The sequence below is a fragment of the Falsiroseomonas frigidaquae genome (assembly GCF_012163145.1).
Classification (GTDB): Bacteria; Pseudomonadota; Alphaproteobacteria; order Acetobacterales; family Acetobacteraceae; genus Falsiroseomonas; species Falsiroseomonas frigidaquae.
Window position 1 is genome coordinate 458,619 of record NZ_JAAVTX010000007.1, and the last position, 14,768, is coordinate 473,386.

Below are 14,768 nucleotides of genomic sequence, written 5' to 3' on the forward strand. Positions count from 1 at the left end.
ACAGCCCGATGAGGCGAAGGGCCTATTCCACGGCCTGGCCGGCGGCCAGATACCGTGCCGCGCCCTCTGCCAGTACCTCCACGCACTTCGCCAGGTCCTCGTCCTTCGTATCCTCCGCCCAATGGTGGCTGATGCCGCCGATCGAGGGGGAGAACAGCATGGCGGCAGGCATCACCTTCGCCATGTACTGGGCGTCGTGCCCGGCGCCGGAGGGCATGTGGCGCCAGGCGCCCGGGGCCAGCGCCTCGGCCGCGCCGGCCAGGGCGTCCTGCATCGCCTCGTCGCACAAGGCCGGCTTCGACAGGCTCAGCGCCTCCAGCGTCACGGCGCAGCGTTCGCGGCGATTGGCTTCCTGCACGCAGGCGCGCAGGCAGGCCTCCATGCGGGCGAGCACCGGCTCCTCCACATCGCGGAACTGGAACAGCACTTCGGCCTTGCCGGGGATGATGGAGGCGGCGCCGGGGTCCAGCGCGATGCGGCCGCAGGTCCAGGTGCTGCGCGGGCCGCAGGCCATGGGCATGCGTTCATCCAGCATCGCCAGCAGCCGCACCGCCGTCAGCCCGGCGTCGCGGCGTTCCGCCATGGTGGTGCCGCCGGCATGGTCCTGCATGCCCTCGATGGTGATGCGCCACTGCCAGATGGCGACGATGCCCTTCACCACGCCAACCTGCTGCCCGGCCGATTCCAGCTGCGTGCCCTGCTCGATATGCAATTCGAGAAAGCCCTTGTGGCGGCCGGGCTCCCGCTGGATGCGGGGCAGCCCCTCCAGCCCCGCCTCGCGCAGCGCCTGGCGCAGCGTCTTGCCGTGGTAGCGGTTCGACAGGCGATCGATTTCATCCTCGGAAAGTTCGCCGATGAAGCTGCGGCTGCCGATGAAGCCGCCGTAGTGGCCTTCCTCATCGGCGAAGGCGATGACATCCACCGGCAGGCCGCTGCGGGCCAGAGCCACGCCCGCCATCACGCCCAGTGCGCCGTCCAGCCAGCCGGCCTGGTTCTGGCTTTCGATATGGCTGCCGACCAGCAGCTTCGGACCCGGGCCGGGATGGCGGCCGATGACATTGCCGATGCCGTCGATGCTGGGCTCCAGCCCGCACTCCTTCATGCGCTCCATCAGCCAGCGGCGGCTTTCCATATCCTCGGGCGAGAAGGTCGGGCGGTGCACGCCGGTCTTGTAGGCGCCGATCTTTCGGAGCTCGTGCAAATCCTTCAGGAAACGGGCGGTATCGACCTGCGGCATGATGTGTCCGGCTTGGCTGTTGCAGGATGATGGTGGAACGCGCTTGGTGGCGCCGTAAAGCCAGGAGAGCCGCCATGCCCGAGATCAGCCGCTTCATGCCGCCCGCCACCGGCCGCGCCTGGCCACCCTTCGCCATCTCGGTGCGCCATGGCGCGACGCTCTATGTCTCCGGCATCGGGCCGATGGGGCCGGATGGGGTGCCGAAGGATGATTTCGCGGCGCAGTTCGCCCTGGTCATCGGCCATCTGCAACGTGCGCTGGCGGAAGGCGGCAGCAACATGCGGAGCATCCTCAAGGCGAATGTGCTGCTGACGCGGGCGGGCGACGTGGCGGAGATGAACCGCCTCTACGCCGCGGCCTTCCCGGCGGATTCGCTGCCGGCGCGCACCACCTGCGTGGTGGCAGCACTTCCGGTGCCGGATTTCCTGCTCGAGATCGAGTGCATCGCCGCCGTCTACTAGGATTGCTTCCAGGGCGTGCTGCGCCAGATCGCGCCATAGGCGGCATTCTCCCGCTGCACGAAGGCGGCCATGGTGGCGCGGTCCATGTAGCGCAGGATCAGGTAGTCCCGGTCCGTCATCGCCTTGAACTCAGGGTCCTGCGCGGTCCGGCGCACCGCCTCCTCCCACCGCTGCAGGATCGGCGCGGGAGTGGCGGCGGGCAGGGCGAAGCCGCGGGCGGAACCAGCCTCCAGCTTCCAGCCGGATTCGGCGGTGGTCGGCAGGTTCGGCGCGCGGTCCCAGCGGCTTTCGGACATCAGCGCCAGCACGCGCAGCGTGCCCTGGATATGCGCCCGCACGGTCAGGCTGACGGTGGAGATGGAGCCCGCCACATGCCCGCCCTGGACCAGCTGCATCGCCTGGCCCGCGCCCGGCGTCGGCACCCAGGTGAAGCGCACGCCGGCGGCGCGTTCCAGCTGCATCAGCGCGAGATGCGGCGCGCTGCCGACGCCGGCGCCGGCCATGGTGATCGTCTCCGGCTGCGCGCGCGCCGCGGCGACCAGGTCGGCCAGCGACCGGTAGGGCGAATTGGGGCCGACGAAGATGGTGTAGGGCTCATCGGTCAGCAGGCCGACATAGGCGAAGCTGTCCACCGTGTAGCGAGGCGTATTGTCGTACAGCGCGGTGACCAGCGCGGGGAAGGACACCAGCGCCGCTGTGCGGCCATCCGGCGCGGCGGCGGCCAGCTCGTTCAGCATGATCATGCCGCCCGCGCCGGGCTTGTTCACGACGATGACCTGGTGGCCGAGATACTTCTCGAAGAAGGGCGCGGCCATGCGGGCGGCGAGATCGATGTTGCCGCCGGGCGTGAAGCCCACCATCAGCTGCGCCGGACGATCCTGCGCATGGGCGCGGGAGACGAGGGCCGGCAGTGCGAGGCTGGCGGCGAGAAGGCTGCGGCGCTTGGGCAAGGCTTGAACCTCCGCAAGGGGCAGGCCTCATCCTAGCATCCGCACATTGCCGCGCTGCAAGGAGAAGGTTGCGGGCATGGAATACGCTGGCTAGGGTTTGTGCTGACGTTTCGGAGCGGCCCGCATGCTGCGCTTCAGCAACTTCCTGTTCCCCGAAAGCCGCGACCCGGATCGCGATGCGGATGCGATCCGCGAGGCGATGGAGGAAGCGCTGCTCTGCGAGGAGCTGGGCTTCGAAGTCATATGGCTCGCGGAGCATCACTTCGATGGCAATTGCGCATACGTCGATCCGGTGACCTTCGCCGCCGCGATCCTCTCGGCGACCAAGCGCATCAAGGTGGGCTTCGCCGTGGCGCAGGTCTCGCTGCACCACCCGACACGGCTGGCGGAGCAGATGTCGCTGCTCGACAACCTTTCGAGCGGCCGCGTCATCGTCGGGCTGGGGCGCGGCACCGCCTACAACGTCTACGAATACCAGGGCTACGGCATTCCGGCGGAGGAGGCGCTGGAGCGTTATGAGGAAGCCGAGGGCATCATGCTCAAGGCCTGGACCAGTCCCGAGGGCATGCGGCATGAGGGCAAGCACTGGACGCTGAACATCCCGCGCCTGAGGCCGACGCCGTTCACCAAGCCGCATCCCTATGTTGTCAGTGCGGCATCGTCGGAAGCGGGTGCACTGCATCTCGCACGGCGCGGCCTGCCTTTCCTGATGAATGTGCAGTCCTACGAGACCACGCGCGACCGCCTGCTGCAGTACCGCGCCACCATGGCGGAATCCGGCTTCAGCGCCGAACAGGTGGAAGCCTGCCTTCAGGAAAGCTGGTGCTGGCGCAACATCTTCGTGGCGGAGACGGATGACGAGGCACTGCGCATCGCCGTGCCGAACTTCGTCGCCATGCAGGAACAGCGCAAATCCCTGCGGGAGCGGATCTACCGCGAGCAGGGCATCATCATGAAGAAGGAAACCGCGCCGCCCGCGCGCGTCGACCCGGCGAAGGCGCTGATCGCCGGTTCCCCCGCCACGGTCGCCGCGCGCATGGCGGAGATCGAGGCGACAGGAATCGGCGGTGTCATCGGCAGCTTCCGCCTCGGCCCGATGCCGGCGGAGCTCGCCGCGCAATCGCTGCGGCTGTTCATGCAGGAGGTGGCGCCGCGCTTCCGCGCGACGGCACCCGCTTTGGCGGCGGAGTAGCGTTCCTACGCCGCCGTCACGCGGCGGGCGCCTGGCCGGCAGCTTCCATGTTCATCCAGAACACCTCCCAGATGTGGCCATCCGGGTCCTCGAAGCTGCGGCCATACATGAAGCCGAGATCCTGCGTCGGCGTCGGATCCTTCACGCCGCCCGCGGCGCCGGCGCGGCCCACCAGATCGTCAACCTCCTCGCGGCTGTCGGCCGAGAGCGCGTTCATCACCTCGCAGGATCCGTGCGCGTCGATGATGGGCTTGCTGGTGAACTGCGCGAATTTGGCGTGGGTCAGCAGCATGGCGTGGATGGTGTCGGAGAAGACGATGCAGGCTGCGGTGTCGTCGCTGAACTGCGGGTTCTTCCGCGCGCCGATCGCCTCGTAGAAGGCGACCGCGCGCGGCAGATCCGTGACGGGCAGGTTGACGAAGATCATCCGGGGCATGGCGGGTTTTCCTGCTGGGGCGCCGCAAAACTTAACCATTCAGTTAAGTGTTGCAACCCACCCGCCGCATCACGGCACCGCGACGCTCAGGTGGTCAGCCCGCCATCCACCACGATGGTCTGGCCGGTCACCATGGCCGCGCCGGCGAGCAGGAAGACGATGACCTCCGCCAGATCCTCCGGCGTACAGCGGCGCTTCAGCAACGCGTTCTCGATGGAAGACCGGCGCTGTTCCTCCGTCCATTCGATCATCCAGGTGCTGTCCACGGCGCCGGGCGCCACGGCGTTCACCCGCACCTCCGGCGACAGGCCGCGCGCCAGGTTCTTGGTCAGCGAGATGACGCCAGCCTTGGTCGCCCCATAGGCCATGGAAGACCCGGCCGAGTTGATGCCGGCGATCGAGGCGATGTTGACCATCGCACCCCCCGCCGCGCGCAGCGCCGGCCCGGCCGCCTTGGCGCAGCGGAACACGCCGCGGAGATTCACTTCCAGCACCGCATCCCACAGCTCCTCCGTCAGCCGGTCGAATTCATGCGGTGCGATGGCGGTGGGCGTGCCGGGCGTGCCGGCATTGTTCACCAGGTAGTCGAGCCGGCCGAGATCGGCCACCGCCTGCCCAACCATCCGCGCCGCATCCGCCGCATCGGCCACATTGCCGGGCGCGGGCAGGATGCGCGCATTGGTCTCGGCCTGGAGGCGCGCGACGGATTCGGCACCGCGCGCATCGCCTTCGAGAAAATTGATCGCGACATCGCAGCCGCTGCGCGCCAGCAGCGTCGCGGTGGCCAGCCCGATGCCGGAGGCGCCGCCGGTGACCAGCGCCGCCTTGCCCCGAAGATCGTAGGTGATCATTGGTCCCGTCCCTCCCCCGCCAGCGTGCCGATCTGTCGCAGCGCGCGCTTCAGCGCGAGCAGCCGGCGGTCACGATCCTCCAGCACCGTGGCCGTCTCGCCCGGCCAATCGTAGAAGCCGGCGCCAGCCATCACGCCGGTGCGACCCTGCGCCACCAGCGCATCCACCGCATCGCATTGCCCACGCACCGGCGGCGGCTCGTACATGCGGTTCTTCAGGCTGGTCTGGGTGAAGGCGAGGCCGGTGAAATCCGCCTTCGCCAGCACGCCGAGGATCGGCAGGCGCAGCGAGATGCCCTCGATGATCGCGGTGTCGATCTCGGCCGCGGTGGCGACGCCCTCATCCAGCAGCTTCTGGACTTCCAGCGCGATGGCGGATTGCACCCGGTTGGCGATGTAGCCGGGCACGAACTTCCGCATCACCACCGGGCGCTTGCCCATGGCGCGGCAGAAGCCCACGGCGAATTCCACCACCGCCGGGTCGCAGGTCGGGCCGCCGACGATGTCCACCAGATCCACCAGATAGGGTGGCGTGTACCAATGCATGATGAGCGCCCGGCCCTGCCGGCGCTCCGGGATCAGCGGAAAAGGGTCGAGGTAGCTGGTGTTGCTGGCGATGATGGCGCCGGGCGGGGCCAGGCGGTCCACCTCCTCGAACAGGGCGCGCTTGGCGTCCGGCTGCTCGACGATCGCCTCCAACACCAGATCGGCGTCTTCCAGCGCCTCGGCCAGCACCGGCAGGCGGGTCACGGCGTGATGCAGCCATTCGGCATCCGCCTCGCGCGGCGCCTCCCCGGCCACCACCAGCGTCTCCAGCGCCGTCTCCATCAGGCCACCGGCCTTGTCGAGGGTGGCCATGCTGCTGTCCGTCAGCCGCACCTCATGCCCGCCCAGGGCGAAGACCAAGGCGAGGGCGTGCCCCATGGTGCCGGCGCCGATGACGGCGACCTTGATGCCCGTTGCGCTGGCCATATGCGTTCCCATCCCGAATCCCGGCCGCGAAACTGGCCCGGCCCCGCGCTTCGGGCAAGTCGCGGGTCAGCGAGGGGGCGCGATCCGCGTCCAGGCGGCGCAGAAGCCGGGCAGCAGGCCGCCGGTGACGATCTGCTGCACCGCCGGGTCCACCTGGCGCGGCGGCAGCGCCGAGGCCGGGGCGCCGGCCAGCACGCAGGCGGCGAGCCCCGCCGCAACGGTACGCCCGCCCCCGCCACTCCGCCGACGCGAAACCCAGATGCCCAGCGCCACGCTCACCAGGCCCAGCCCGAAAAACACCAGGTCCCAGGCCAGCAGGTTGGGCGAACCCTCCCTGATTCGGTGCAGGCCGAGGATCCAGTGGTTCAGCACCGCATCCAGCAGGTGCCAGGCGCCGAAGCCGATCAGGCTGGCACTCACCAGGGCTCGCCGCGCGCCCGGATCGGTGGCATGCGCGCGGCGGGACAGCAACATCCAGAGCCCGGCAAAGCCCAGCAGGTAGTGGGCGGCGTGGAAGATGCCGTCCCAGAACATCTGCAGCCGCAGGTCGGAGGCGGCGGTGACGCCACTCAGCAAATGGTGCCATTGCAGGATCTGGTGCAGCAGGATGCCGTCCAGGAAGCCGCCGAGGGCGAAGCCGATCAGCAGCGCGGGCAGGGTCAGGCGGCCGGGGTTGGTCTGCATGGCGCGGCAACGCCGGAGGCTGCCGCGCGGTTCGTTCAGCTGCCGCGATAGGTGGCGTAGGACCAGGGCGAGCACAGCAGCGGCACGTGATAATGCCCCTGCCCCGCCGCCAGCCGCACCACGATCGGCACCACATCGAGGAACCCCTCGCCACCGAAATGCGCGCCGATGTGGAAGCGCAGCTCATAGGTGCCTGGGGCGAAAGTCGTTGCATCGAGCAAAGGCGCATCCGTGCGGCCATCGGCGTTGGTCACCGCCTGCGTGACCTTCACCGGACCGGCGGCCTCGTGGCGGAACAGCTCCACCGTCACGCCCGGCATCGGCCGGCCGCTGGCCGTATCCAGGATGTGGGTGGTGAGCGCGGAGGGCTTCATTCGCGCGGCGCCCCGGCGGCGACCCAGGCGATCAGGCTGGCGCGTTCCTCCGCCGTGATCTCCGTCAGGTTGCCGGGCGGCATCGCCTCCGTCGCCACCTGCTGGCGGATCGATTGCGCCCAGCGGCGGATCTGCCCAGGCTCATCCAGCCGCACGCCCTTCGGCGCCTCGGCGAAGCCTTCCTGCGTCGGGCGGGCGGCGTGGCAGGTGGCGCAGCGGGCGGCGGTGATGGCCTGCACCTCGGCGAAGGCCGGCGCCGCCATCCCGGCCGGGGTGCGGGCCGGCATCAGCACGAAGGCCATGATGCCAATGACCACGGCGGCGGCGGCGGGCAGCGCTACCGGGTTGCGGCCGAACTGCCGCTGCACGAAGAACTGCCGCACCAGCGCACCCGCCAGGGTGATGGCCAGCAGCACCACCCAGTTCCACTCCGCCCCCCAGGTCATCGGGTAGTGCGGGCTGATCATCAGGAACAGCACCGGCAGGGTCAGGTAGGTGTTGTGGACGCTGCGCTGCTTGCCCCAGCGGCCATATTTGGCATCCGGCACCTGCCCCGCCTGCATCGCGGCCACCATCTTCCGCTGACCCGGGATGATCACCATGGCGACATTGGCCACCATGATGGTGCCCGTCATCGCGCCGATCTGCAGGAAGGCGCCGCGGCCGGAGAAGATGTGGCAGGCCGCGAAGGCCGCCACCACCAGCAGCCCGACGCCGAAGGCCGAGAGCAGCGCCTCGTTCTCCCCCCATTTCGACCGGCAGGCGAGGTCGTAGACCACCCACCCCGCCACCAGCATCGCCGCCGAGATCGCCACGGCGACGCCAGGCGACAGGTCCATCACGGCGGGGTCGACCAGATAGGTGTTGGCCTGGCCCCAGTAGATCAGCATGAACAGGCTGAACCCGCTGATCCAGGTCCAGTACGCCTCCCATTTGAACCAGTGGAGCTTCTCCGGCAGGCTGGCAGGGGCATTGGCGTATTTCTGCTTGTGGTAGAAGCCGCCGCCATGGATCGACCATTGCTCCCCCTTCACCAGGGGGTTGCCATCGCGTGGCGGGTCGAGCTGGTTGTCCAGGCCGATGAAGTAGAAGCTGGTGCCGATCCAGGCGATGCCGGTGATCAGGTGCAGCCAGCGGATCAGCAGGTTCGCCCATTCGGCGAGGTAGGCGAGGTCCATCGTCCCGGGGGTCCTTGGGCGCGGGAGAGGCCCCGCGGCGCGTGTTGCAAAGCAACATTCGCGCCAGGCGGGGCTGCCGTCCAGCGTCCCCCGTCCAGCGTCCCCCGGCAATGGCGGCCGGGGATCCCGCCCGCGGCCTTGTGTGCCCGCCCGCCGCCCCGACCCCTGCAAGCGGCGGCCTTGTGTGGTAGCTGTTGCGCCCGGCAGGCGCCCGGCCGCATTCCGCGGCGCGGTCCCTGCCGTGGCGGAGGTCTTGGCGGTCGATGGACGGAACCAGTCTGGTGATGCTCGGGATCATCCTGGCATTGCTGTGTGCCTCCGCCATGTTTTCCGGCACGGAAACCGCCTTCACCGCAGCAAGCCGCGCCTTCGTCACCCGGCGCGCCAAGGAAGGCGACCGCAAGGCAGCAACTCTCGGCCGGCTGAGCGAGCGCAAGGACCGGGTGGTGGCTGCCATCCTGGTCGGCAACAACCTGGTCAACACCACCGCCACGGCGCTGGCCTCGGCGCTGCTGATCTCCTGGTTCGGCGAAGGCGGCGTCGCCTATGCGTCGTTGGTGATGACCGCCCTGCTGGTCATCTTCTCCGAGGTTCTGCCGAAGACGCTGGCGCTGCGATCGCCGGATGCCGCGGCGCTGCGGGTGGTGCCGGTGCTGTCCACCACCATGAAGCTGCTCGGCCCGGTGGCGGATCTGGTGAACATGGTGGTGCGCGGCACCCTGCGCCTGTTCGGCTTCAAGGCGCCGGAGGGCGAGCGGCCCGGCATCACGGAGGATGAACTGCTCGGCGCCATCGACCTGCACGGCATGGGCCAGGCGGGCCCCGCGGATCTCGCGGCACGGCAGGAACGCGGCATGCTGCGCGGCGTGCTGGCGCTGGACGACATGGCGGTGCGCGACGTGATGACCCACCGGTCCCGCGTCGTCGCGCTGAATGTGGCGGAGAAGCCGGAAGCGTTGTTGGCCAAGGTCCTCGCCTCCCCGCATGCGCGGTTCCCGCTATGGGGCCGGGATGGGGAGGAGATTCTCGGCGTGGTGCATGCGCGGGACGTGCTGCGGGCGCTGCAGGCGGCAGAGGGCGACGCGGCCAGAATGGACCTCACCGCCGTGGCGCATCCGGCCTCCCTGGTGATCGAGACGCGGCCGCTGCGCGAGCAGCTGCAGGAATTCCGCAAGGCGCCGATCAAGATGGCGATGGTGCTGGACGAATACGGATCCCTGAAGGGCATCGTCACGCTGGAGGACATCGTCGAGGTCGTGGTCGGGCAGATCGTGCAGCGCGGCGAGGCCATCCTCGGCGACCTGTCGCAGAACGGGGAAGTCGAGGTGCGCGGCGACCTGCGCGTGCGCGACATCAACCGGGAACTCGGCTGGGAATTGCCGGAGGACGAGGCGGCGACGATCGGCGGCCTGCTGGTGGCGCGCCAGCGCGGCATCCCGAAGGTGGGCACCGAGGTCGCGATCGGTCCCTATACCCTGCGCGTGCTGGAACGCCGCGGCCAGCGGATCGACCGGCTGGTGGTGCGGCCGCTGCCGGCCGCGCCGGAGGCCTGAGCGGCGGAGTTCTTCCGGGGCTGCTATTCCGGGATGTGGGCCGGCAGGGCGTGGCTGGCGAAGACCTCCAGCGCCCAGTCCCGGCTATCCGGCGCGACGGCGCGAATTTCCAGGCCAAGGCGCCGCCGCCGCGAATCGCTCCAGCACAGGATGGCCTGGGCCTCGATGCGGCGCGCCTCGTCCGCGAATTCCAGCGCCAGTCTCAGCGGCTCGTTGGTCTGCATCGTGCTGCTCGCTTCCAGGGAAAGCCCGCCCTGCCCCAACCGCAACCCGCCTTCGCCCAATGCCTGTGGCAGGCTGGGATAGGAAGCGCGCAGCCCATTGCGGAGCGGCTCCGTCATCGGGCCGCACCACCGCGCCGCCCGGTCCTGCAGTGCGCGCTCCGCCTCCGCCAGCAAGGCGCTGCGTCGCGTCGGCTTGGACAGGATGCTCTGCACGCTGCCAAGCGCATACGCCTCCATCACCGAGAGATCCGCGAAACCGGTGACGAGGAGGATCTTCGGCACAGGACTCCGCCCGTCCTGCAGCCGGCGGGCCAGGGTGATGCCATCCATCACCGGCATCCGCATGTCACTCACGACCAGGTCGATGCGCCGGTCGCCGCAGATCGAAAGCGCCTCCGCCCCATTCTGCGCCGCGCTCACTTCGTAGCCCGCGCGCCTGAACCAGGCGACGAAGATGTCGCGCAGCGCGTTCTCGTCATCGACCACCAGGACCGACCGGTTATTTCCGGGCATTTGCGCTCCCATTGCTGAACATCGGCAGGGTCAGCACGAAGCGCGAACCCACAGCGACGTCCTGATATTCGAGCTTGCCGCCATGCTCATCCGCGATTCCACGCGAAAGGCTGAGGCCGAGACCCGTTCCCTTCCCCGGCGGCTTGGTGGTGAAGAAGGGCTCCATGATCCGGTTGCGCAGCGCGTCCGGCACGCCGGGACCGTTATCGGTGACGGCGATCCGCACCATCCCATCGGCCTCGGCGACTTCAAGCCGCACCTGTCGTTCGCCCGGCTGTTCCTGCACCGCATCGAACGCGTTCTGCAGCAGGTTGAGCAGCACCTGGGCAACCTGCACCTCGCGGCACAGCAGTACCGGCGAGGGTTCGGGCTGCGTCACGGTCAGCCCGACGCCACGGTCGCGGAAGCGTTCGCGGCACACATCCATCACGTAGGCGACGATGTCCCCCACCGGCACCTCGGCCGGCGGATCGCTCACGCCATCCCGCGCAATGCGCCGCATGCTGGCGATGATGCCGGCGATGCGTTCGGTATACTGAACGATCTGCCGCGCCGTCTCCATCACCTGCGCCGGCTCCAGCAGGTCTTCCTCGAGATCCTCCACCAGATCCATCGATTTCGCGTGGATCACCGCCAGCGGGTTGTTGATTTCATGCGCGATGCCGCCGGCCATGGTGCCGAGGGCCGAAAGCCGGGCGGAGGCCATCATCTGCAGGCGGCTGTTCTCGAATGCGGCTTCCAGGCGCCGTCGCTCCGTGGTGTCGCGCACCTGGGCGATGAGAAGCGCCTCGCCATCCAACTGCACCGGGCTGACGGTCACGTCGGCCGGGAAGGTGCTGCCACTGGTGCGCCGCCCGGTCAGTTCCAGGCCCTGGAGAGGCGGCGCTTCCTCCGACCAGACGAAGTCCCGGCCGCGCTGCAATTGCTCCATGGCGCCGGATTCCCCGGTGATCAGCGCATCCAGGCGCGTGCCCTGCGGAATGCCGCCGGCATAGCCGAAGACCCGGCCCGCCTGGTTATTGGCGAAGGTGATGGTGAGGTCCTGCCGGACCACCATCATGGGGTCCGGTGCCGCGTTCAGCACCCCGGCGAAGCGCGCCGCCATCCGCTCGGCCACGACGCGGTCCCGGATTCGTCGCACCGCGATGGCCGTGAGCACCGCGAAGCCGGCGGTGGCGAGCAGGAAGAACAGGCCATAGACCACGAGATGTTCGCGCCAGGGCGCCAGCGCCTGATTGACGCTGATGCCATGGGCGACCACCACGGGAAAGCCGTCGATGCGGTGGAAGGCCATGATGTGGGGCTCGGAGGATCCATCCGGAATCCCCCAGAACAGGCCGGATTCGTCGCCTGCGACCTGCCGCATCAGTATGCCCTCCGGGTCCAGCGGCGCATATTGCCGGTCCGGCTCCAGGCTGCGCGCCAGCACGGCGCCATCGTCGCGGAACAGCAGGCTCATCGAAGCCATGTTCGGTACGACCTGGCTCCAGAAGTTGCTCAGGGTGGATGGCCACGCCGAGACCACCACCACCCCGTCGAAGGTGCCATCCGGCCTGTTGCGGCGACGCGCGATGTTGAAGTTCGCGTTGTTGGACACCCGCCCGAGAACCACCTGCCCGATATAGAGCGGCTCATCCCGGGAACTGAGGGCGCGGAAATAATCCCGCGTCGCGATCGAGAAGGGCTCCACCGGGAACAGCATGCTCGTGCTTCGGATCTGCCCGGCGGCATCCGCCAGCCAGATCGAATGGACCTGCGGGAAGTGGTCCGCGATCGCGCGCAGCTCGTCATGCAGCTTGCCCGAAGTCGCGATCGCGTCCCAGTCCAGATTCCGCACCAGGGCCTCGGTCAGGGCACCGACCAGCTCATGGCTCTGCAGGACGCTGCGGGCGTTCTCCTCCAGGATGGCAGTGACGTCATGTACCCGCTGCTCGGCCTGGCGCAGCACGGCGCCACGGTCGTGCCAGGCGACGAAGCCGAACAGAAGCCCCGGCAGGGCCAATGCCAGCGCCATCAACCAGGGCACCCGAATCCTGCCCGCGATTTTTGTTGAAGGCATTTAACTTCCCGACAACTGGGCGGACGTATCCGAGCGGGATACAATGGCTCAGAATCTGCCGGCGGCAGCCATACTTGTTACGGCTCGTGGCGCCTAGTCATGAATTGGAGCCGCAGAGGGCCGAAACGAGACGAAACGCGAAGGCAGTATGCCTGCGCTAGGGTGCATGGACTAGAATGCCCCTTTCCTCGCAAGGTAAAGCCCCATGCATCTCCGCCTCGCAAGCTTCGCCCTTGTCGGCATATTGGGCCTGTCAACCGCCGGCGCCGTGGCCCAGGCCGAGGCGGAGCGCCAGCTCGATGCGGCGCTGGAGCGGCTACGCCTGGCTTTCGGGCCGGAGGCGCGGCTGGCCGTCGGGATGCGGCAGGTGGATCCGGTGACGGGCCGCGCCCGGCTCGGCGACCTGACCATCACGGCACCGCGGGAACGCATCTCCGTCACCGAATTGCTGCTGCAGGACGTGACGGAAACCCGGCTCGGCCGGGCGGAGGCGCGGTCCGTGGTGCTGGTGACGAATATCGGCACGGATGACGACCGCTTCGAGGTCGCCCGCCTGGTGCTCGGCGGCATGGCGCTGCCCGCGGCGGGGCAGAGCTTCAGCCTGGCTACCTTCGAGCTGGGCTCGATGGAACTGGAGGCGCTGAGCGGCACCGGCAAGCCGGGCGTCCTGGCCGTTGGTCGCGCCTCGCTGGAAGGCTATGGGCCCGGCGTGCTCGGCGCCGCCACGGTCGAGGGGATGGATTTCCGCGATCCGGCCAAGGATGGCGTCGCCTTCCGCCTCGGCCGCGCCGCGGTGCAATCCATGGTGCTGCCGCCGCTGGACGGGTCGATGCCCGACCCGCGGCAATTCTCCGTCCAGATGCTGACGCTGGAAGGCGCGGAGCTGCGCGACCCGGACAAGCAGGTGGATGTGGCGGTCGGCCGCTTCGCGCTGCGCGACTGGGTGCCGGGGCGGCTGACCGACCTGGCGCTGGAAGGCGTGCGGGTGGCGGCGCCCTTCGGCACGTTGGGCGCGGGCGATGTCCGCATCGGGCGCATCGCCTCCCAGGGCATCGACATGGCCGCCACCACGGCGGCGCTGATGGACGGGGTGCAGGTACCGGACCCGGTGGCGGGCACGCCCCAGACCGTGGTGATGGAGGGGCTGACGGCGGAGGCCGCAGGCCAGCCGGTCTTCGCCCTCGGCCGCACCACGATCGAGGCCTCGATGGATGCAAGCGGCCTGGCCGAGACCAGCATGGCCCTGCAGGGGCTGCGCCTGACTCTGCCGCCCGGCACCGCCGCATGGCTCGACCAGCATGGCTACCGCGAGATCGCGGGCGGGCTGGAGCTGCGCGGTTCCGCGCGGCGGGAGGGCGGCGTGCTGGATGTGGCGCCCTTCGGCCTGAACTGGGACCAGGCCGGCAGCGTCGCGCTCAGCACCAGCCTGACCGGCATGCCGCTGCCCCGGCCGGGCGAGAAGCAGGATGATGATGCGATCATGGCGCAGTTGATGCGGGCGCGACTGCATGGGCTGACCCTGTCGCTGCGCGACCAGGGGCTGGTCGGGCGCGTGCTGGCCCAGCAGGCGCGCAGCCAGGGCGTGCCGGAGGCGCAGCTGCGTGAGCAGTATGCGCAGATGGCGCTCGCCATGCCGGTCCCGGGCGCGGAGCCTTCGGGCCCCGGCCGCCGCCCGGCCCCTGGCCGCACCGAGGCGCCTGCCCCGGCGCGGAAGGGCGCCCCGGCACCGGCGCCGCAGCCGGGTGTCTCCAAGCGCGGAACGGCGGAGGCCACCCCGCCGGCGGCGGACCCGTTCCAGTCCGTGCGGCAGGCCCTGGCCAGCTTCATCCGCCAGCCTGGGGAACTGGAATTCACCCTGCGCCCGCCGCAGCCGGTCAGCTTCGAGGCGATGCAGGGGCTGACGGCCGCCGGGCCGGTGGAAGCGGCACGGCGTCTCGGCCTGTCCGCCGTGGCGCGCTGAAGCCGGGCGCCCTTCCGGCGCCGTGAACCCCGCCCCGGCGGCGGTTCGCGGCGCAGTTGCGTATCCCTCGTGGAATGGTGGGCAACCTCGCCCCCCTGCGGCGCATTACCGCCACGCCATTCAAC

At 69.4% G+C, this 14,768-nt stretch carries 14 protein-coding genes; 4 read left to right on the forward strand and 10 right to left on the reverse strand.

What is annotated here, in order from left to right:
• Positions 1 to 22: 22 nt before the first annotated feature.
• A complete protein-coding gene (locus tag HB662_RS24805) occupies positions 23 to 1,237 on the reverse strand; it encodes a Zn-dependent hydrolase (RefSeq protein ID WP_168053916.1) in 1,215 nt (404 codons plus the stop codon).
• A 74-nt stretch (positions 1,238 to 1,311) separates the two neighbouring features.
• On the opposite strand from HB662_RS24805, the gene HB662_RS24810 reads away from it, so the two are divergent.
• Positions 1,312 to 1,698, forward strand: a complete 387-nt coding sequence (locus HB662_RS24810; RefSeq protein ID WP_168053918.1) for a RidA family protein — start codon at positions 1,312 to 1,314, stop codon at positions 1,696 to 1,698.
• Here HB662_RS24810 and HB662_RS24815 read toward each other — a convergent pair.
• On the reverse strand, positions 1,695 to 2,648 hold the full coding sequence (locus HB662_RS24815) for a tripartite tricarboxylate transporter substrate binding protein (protein WP_168053920.1): 954 nt from the start codon (positions 2,646 to 2,648) through the stop codon (positions 1,695 to 1,697). The two genes, HB662_RS24810 and HB662_RS24815, sit on opposite strands and share 4 nt — an antisense overlap.
• A 124-nt stretch (positions 2,649 to 2,772) precedes the next feature.
• Between HB662_RS24815 and HB662_RS24820 the strand changes: the two genes are divergently transcribed.
• Entirely contained in the window at positions 2,773 to 3,840 is a 1,068-nt protein-coding gene (locus HB662_RS24820) for an LLM class flavin-dependent oxidoreductase (RefSeq protein WP_168053922.1), read from the forward strand.
• Between the two features lie 16 nt (positions 3,841 to 3,856).
• Here HB662_RS24820 and HB662_RS24825 read toward each other — a convergent pair whose 3' ends face one another.
• The 6 genes from HB662_RS24825 to HB662_RS24850 all read right to left on the reverse strand — a co-directional run bounded on the left by HB662_RS24825 (position 3,857) and on the right by HB662_RS24850 (position 8,334).
• Positions 3,857 to 4,276, reverse strand: a complete 420-nt coding sequence (locus tag HB662_RS24825; protein ID WP_168053924.1) for a VOC family protein — start codon at positions 4,274 to 4,276, stop codon at positions 3,857 to 3,859.
• 86 nt (positions 4,277 to 4,362) lie between these two features.
• Positions 4,363 to 5,127 (reverse strand): SDR family NAD(P)-dependent oxidoreductase, encoded by a 765-nt coding sequence (locus tag HB662_RS24830; RefSeq protein WP_168053926.1) that lies wholly within the window; start codon positions 5,125 to 5,127, stop codon positions 4,363 to 4,365.
• Positions 5,124 to 6,098: a 3-hydroxyacyl-CoA dehydrogenase family protein gene (locus HB662_RS24835; RefSeq protein ID WP_168053928.1), complete on the reverse strand. Its 975-nt coding sequence runs from the start codon at positions 6,096 to 6,098 to the stop codon at positions 5,124 to 5,126. Before HB662_RS24835 ends, HB662_RS24830 begins: the two co-directional genes overlap by 4 nt.
• Before the next feature lie 66 nt (positions 6,099 to 6,164).
• Positions 6,165 to 6,782: a DUF2243 domain-containing protein gene (locus HB662_RS24840; RefSeq protein WP_168053930.1), complete on the reverse strand. Its 618-nt coding sequence runs from the start codon at positions 6,780 to 6,782 to the stop codon at positions 6,165 to 6,167.
• Between the two features lie 35 nt (positions 6,783 to 6,817).
• Entirely contained in the window at positions 6,818 to 7,156 is a 339-nt protein-coding gene (gene uraH, locus HB662_RS24845) for a hydroxyisourate hydrolase (protein ID WP_168053932.1), read from the reverse strand.
• Positions 7,153 to 8,334: a urate hydroxylase PuuD gene (locus tag HB662_RS24850; RefSeq protein ID WP_168053934.1), complete on the reverse strand. Its 1,182-nt coding sequence runs from the start codon at positions 8,332 to 8,334 to the stop codon at positions 7,153 to 7,155. Before HB662_RS24850 ends, uraH begins: the two co-directional genes overlap by 4 nt.
• Positions 8,335 to 8,618: 284 nt before the next feature.
• On the opposite strand from HB662_RS24850, the gene HB662_RS24855 reads away from it, so the two are divergent.
• Positions 8,619 to 9,887: an HlyC/CorC family transporter gene (locus HB662_RS24855; protein WP_245185906.1), complete on the forward strand. Its 1,269-nt coding sequence runs from the start codon at positions 8,619 to 8,621 to the stop codon at positions 9,885 to 9,887.
• Positions 9,888 to 9,910: 23 nt separating this feature from the next.
• Here HB662_RS24855 and HB662_RS24860 read toward each other — a convergent pair whose 3' ends face one another.
• Positions 9,911 to 10,624: a response regulator gene (locus tag HB662_RS24860; RefSeq protein WP_168053938.1), complete on the reverse strand. Its 714-nt coding sequence runs from the start codon at positions 10,622 to 10,624 to the stop codon at positions 9,911 to 9,913.
• The gene (locus HB662_RS24865; protein WP_168053940.1) at positions 10,611 to 12,650 is read right to left on the reverse strand and encodes an ATP-binding protein; all 2,040 of its coding nucleotides are present in this window, start codon (positions 12,648 to 12,650) and stop codon (positions 10,611 to 10,613) included. Before HB662_RS24865 ends, HB662_RS24860 begins: the two co-directional genes overlap by 14 nt.
• A 238-nt stretch (positions 12,651 to 12,888) precedes the next feature.
• Here HB662_RS24865 and HB662_RS24870 point away from each other — a divergent pair, with 238 nt between their 5' ends.
• Entirely contained in the window at positions 12,889 to 14,643 is a 1,755-nt protein-coding gene (locus HB662_RS24870) for a hypothetical protein (RefSeq protein WP_168053942.1), read from the forward strand.
• Positions 14,644 to 14,768: the final 125 nt, after the last annotated feature.

What these genes read in the sequence shown, in the direction of transcription:
- HB662_RS24840 (WP_168053930.1), bottom strand. Translation starts at nt 6,782, where the DNA reads ATGCAGACCAACCCCGGCCGCCTGACCCTGCCCGCGCTGCTGATCGGC.
- HB662_RS24870 (WP_168053942.1), top strand. Translation starts at nt 12,889, where the DNA reads ATGCATCTCCGCCTCGCAAGCTTCGCCCTTGTCGGCATATTGGGCCTG.
- HB662_RS24825 (WP_168053924.1), bottom strand. Translation starts at nt 4,276, where the DNA reads ATGCCCCGGATGATCTTCGTCAACCTGCCCGTCACGGATCTGCCGCGC.
- HB662_RS24820 (WP_168053922.1), top strand. Translation starts at nt 2,773, where the DNA reads ATGCTGCGCTTCAGCAACTTCCTGTTCCCCGAAAGCCGCGACCCGGAT.
- HB662_RS24835 (WP_168053928.1), bottom strand. Translation starts at nt 6,098, where the DNA reads ATGGCCAGCGCAACGGGCATCAAGGTCGCCGTCATCGGCGCCGGCACC.
- HB662_RS24810 (WP_168053918.1), top strand. Translation starts at nt 1,312, where the DNA reads ATGCCCGAGATCAGCCGCTTCATGCCGCCCGCCACCGGCCGCGCCTGG.
- HB662_RS24805 (WP_168053916.1), bottom strand. Translation starts at nt 1,237, where the DNA reads ATGCCGCAGGTCGATACCGCCCGTTTCCTGAAGGATTTGCACGAGCTC.
- HB662_RS24850 (WP_168053934.1), bottom strand. Translation starts at nt 8,334, where the DNA reads ATGGACCTCGCCTACCTCGCCGAATGGGCGAACCTGCTGATCCGCTGG.
- uraH (WP_168053932.1), bottom strand. Translation starts at nt 7,156, where the DNA reads ATGAAGCCCTCCGCGCTCACCACCCACATCCTGGATACGGCCAGCGGC.
- HB662_RS24860 (WP_168053938.1), bottom strand. Translation starts at nt 10,624, where the DNA reads ATGCCCGGAAATAACCGGTCGGTCCTGGTGGTCGATGACGAGAACGCG.
- HB662_RS24855 (WP_245185906.1), top strand. Translation starts at nt 8,619, where the DNA reads ATGCTCGGGATCATCCTGGCATTGCTGTGTGCCTCCGCCATGTTTTCC.
- HB662_RS24830 (WP_168053926.1), bottom strand. Translation starts at nt 5,127, where the DNA reads ATGATCACCTACGATCTTCGGGGCAAGGCGGCGCTGGTCACCGGCGGC.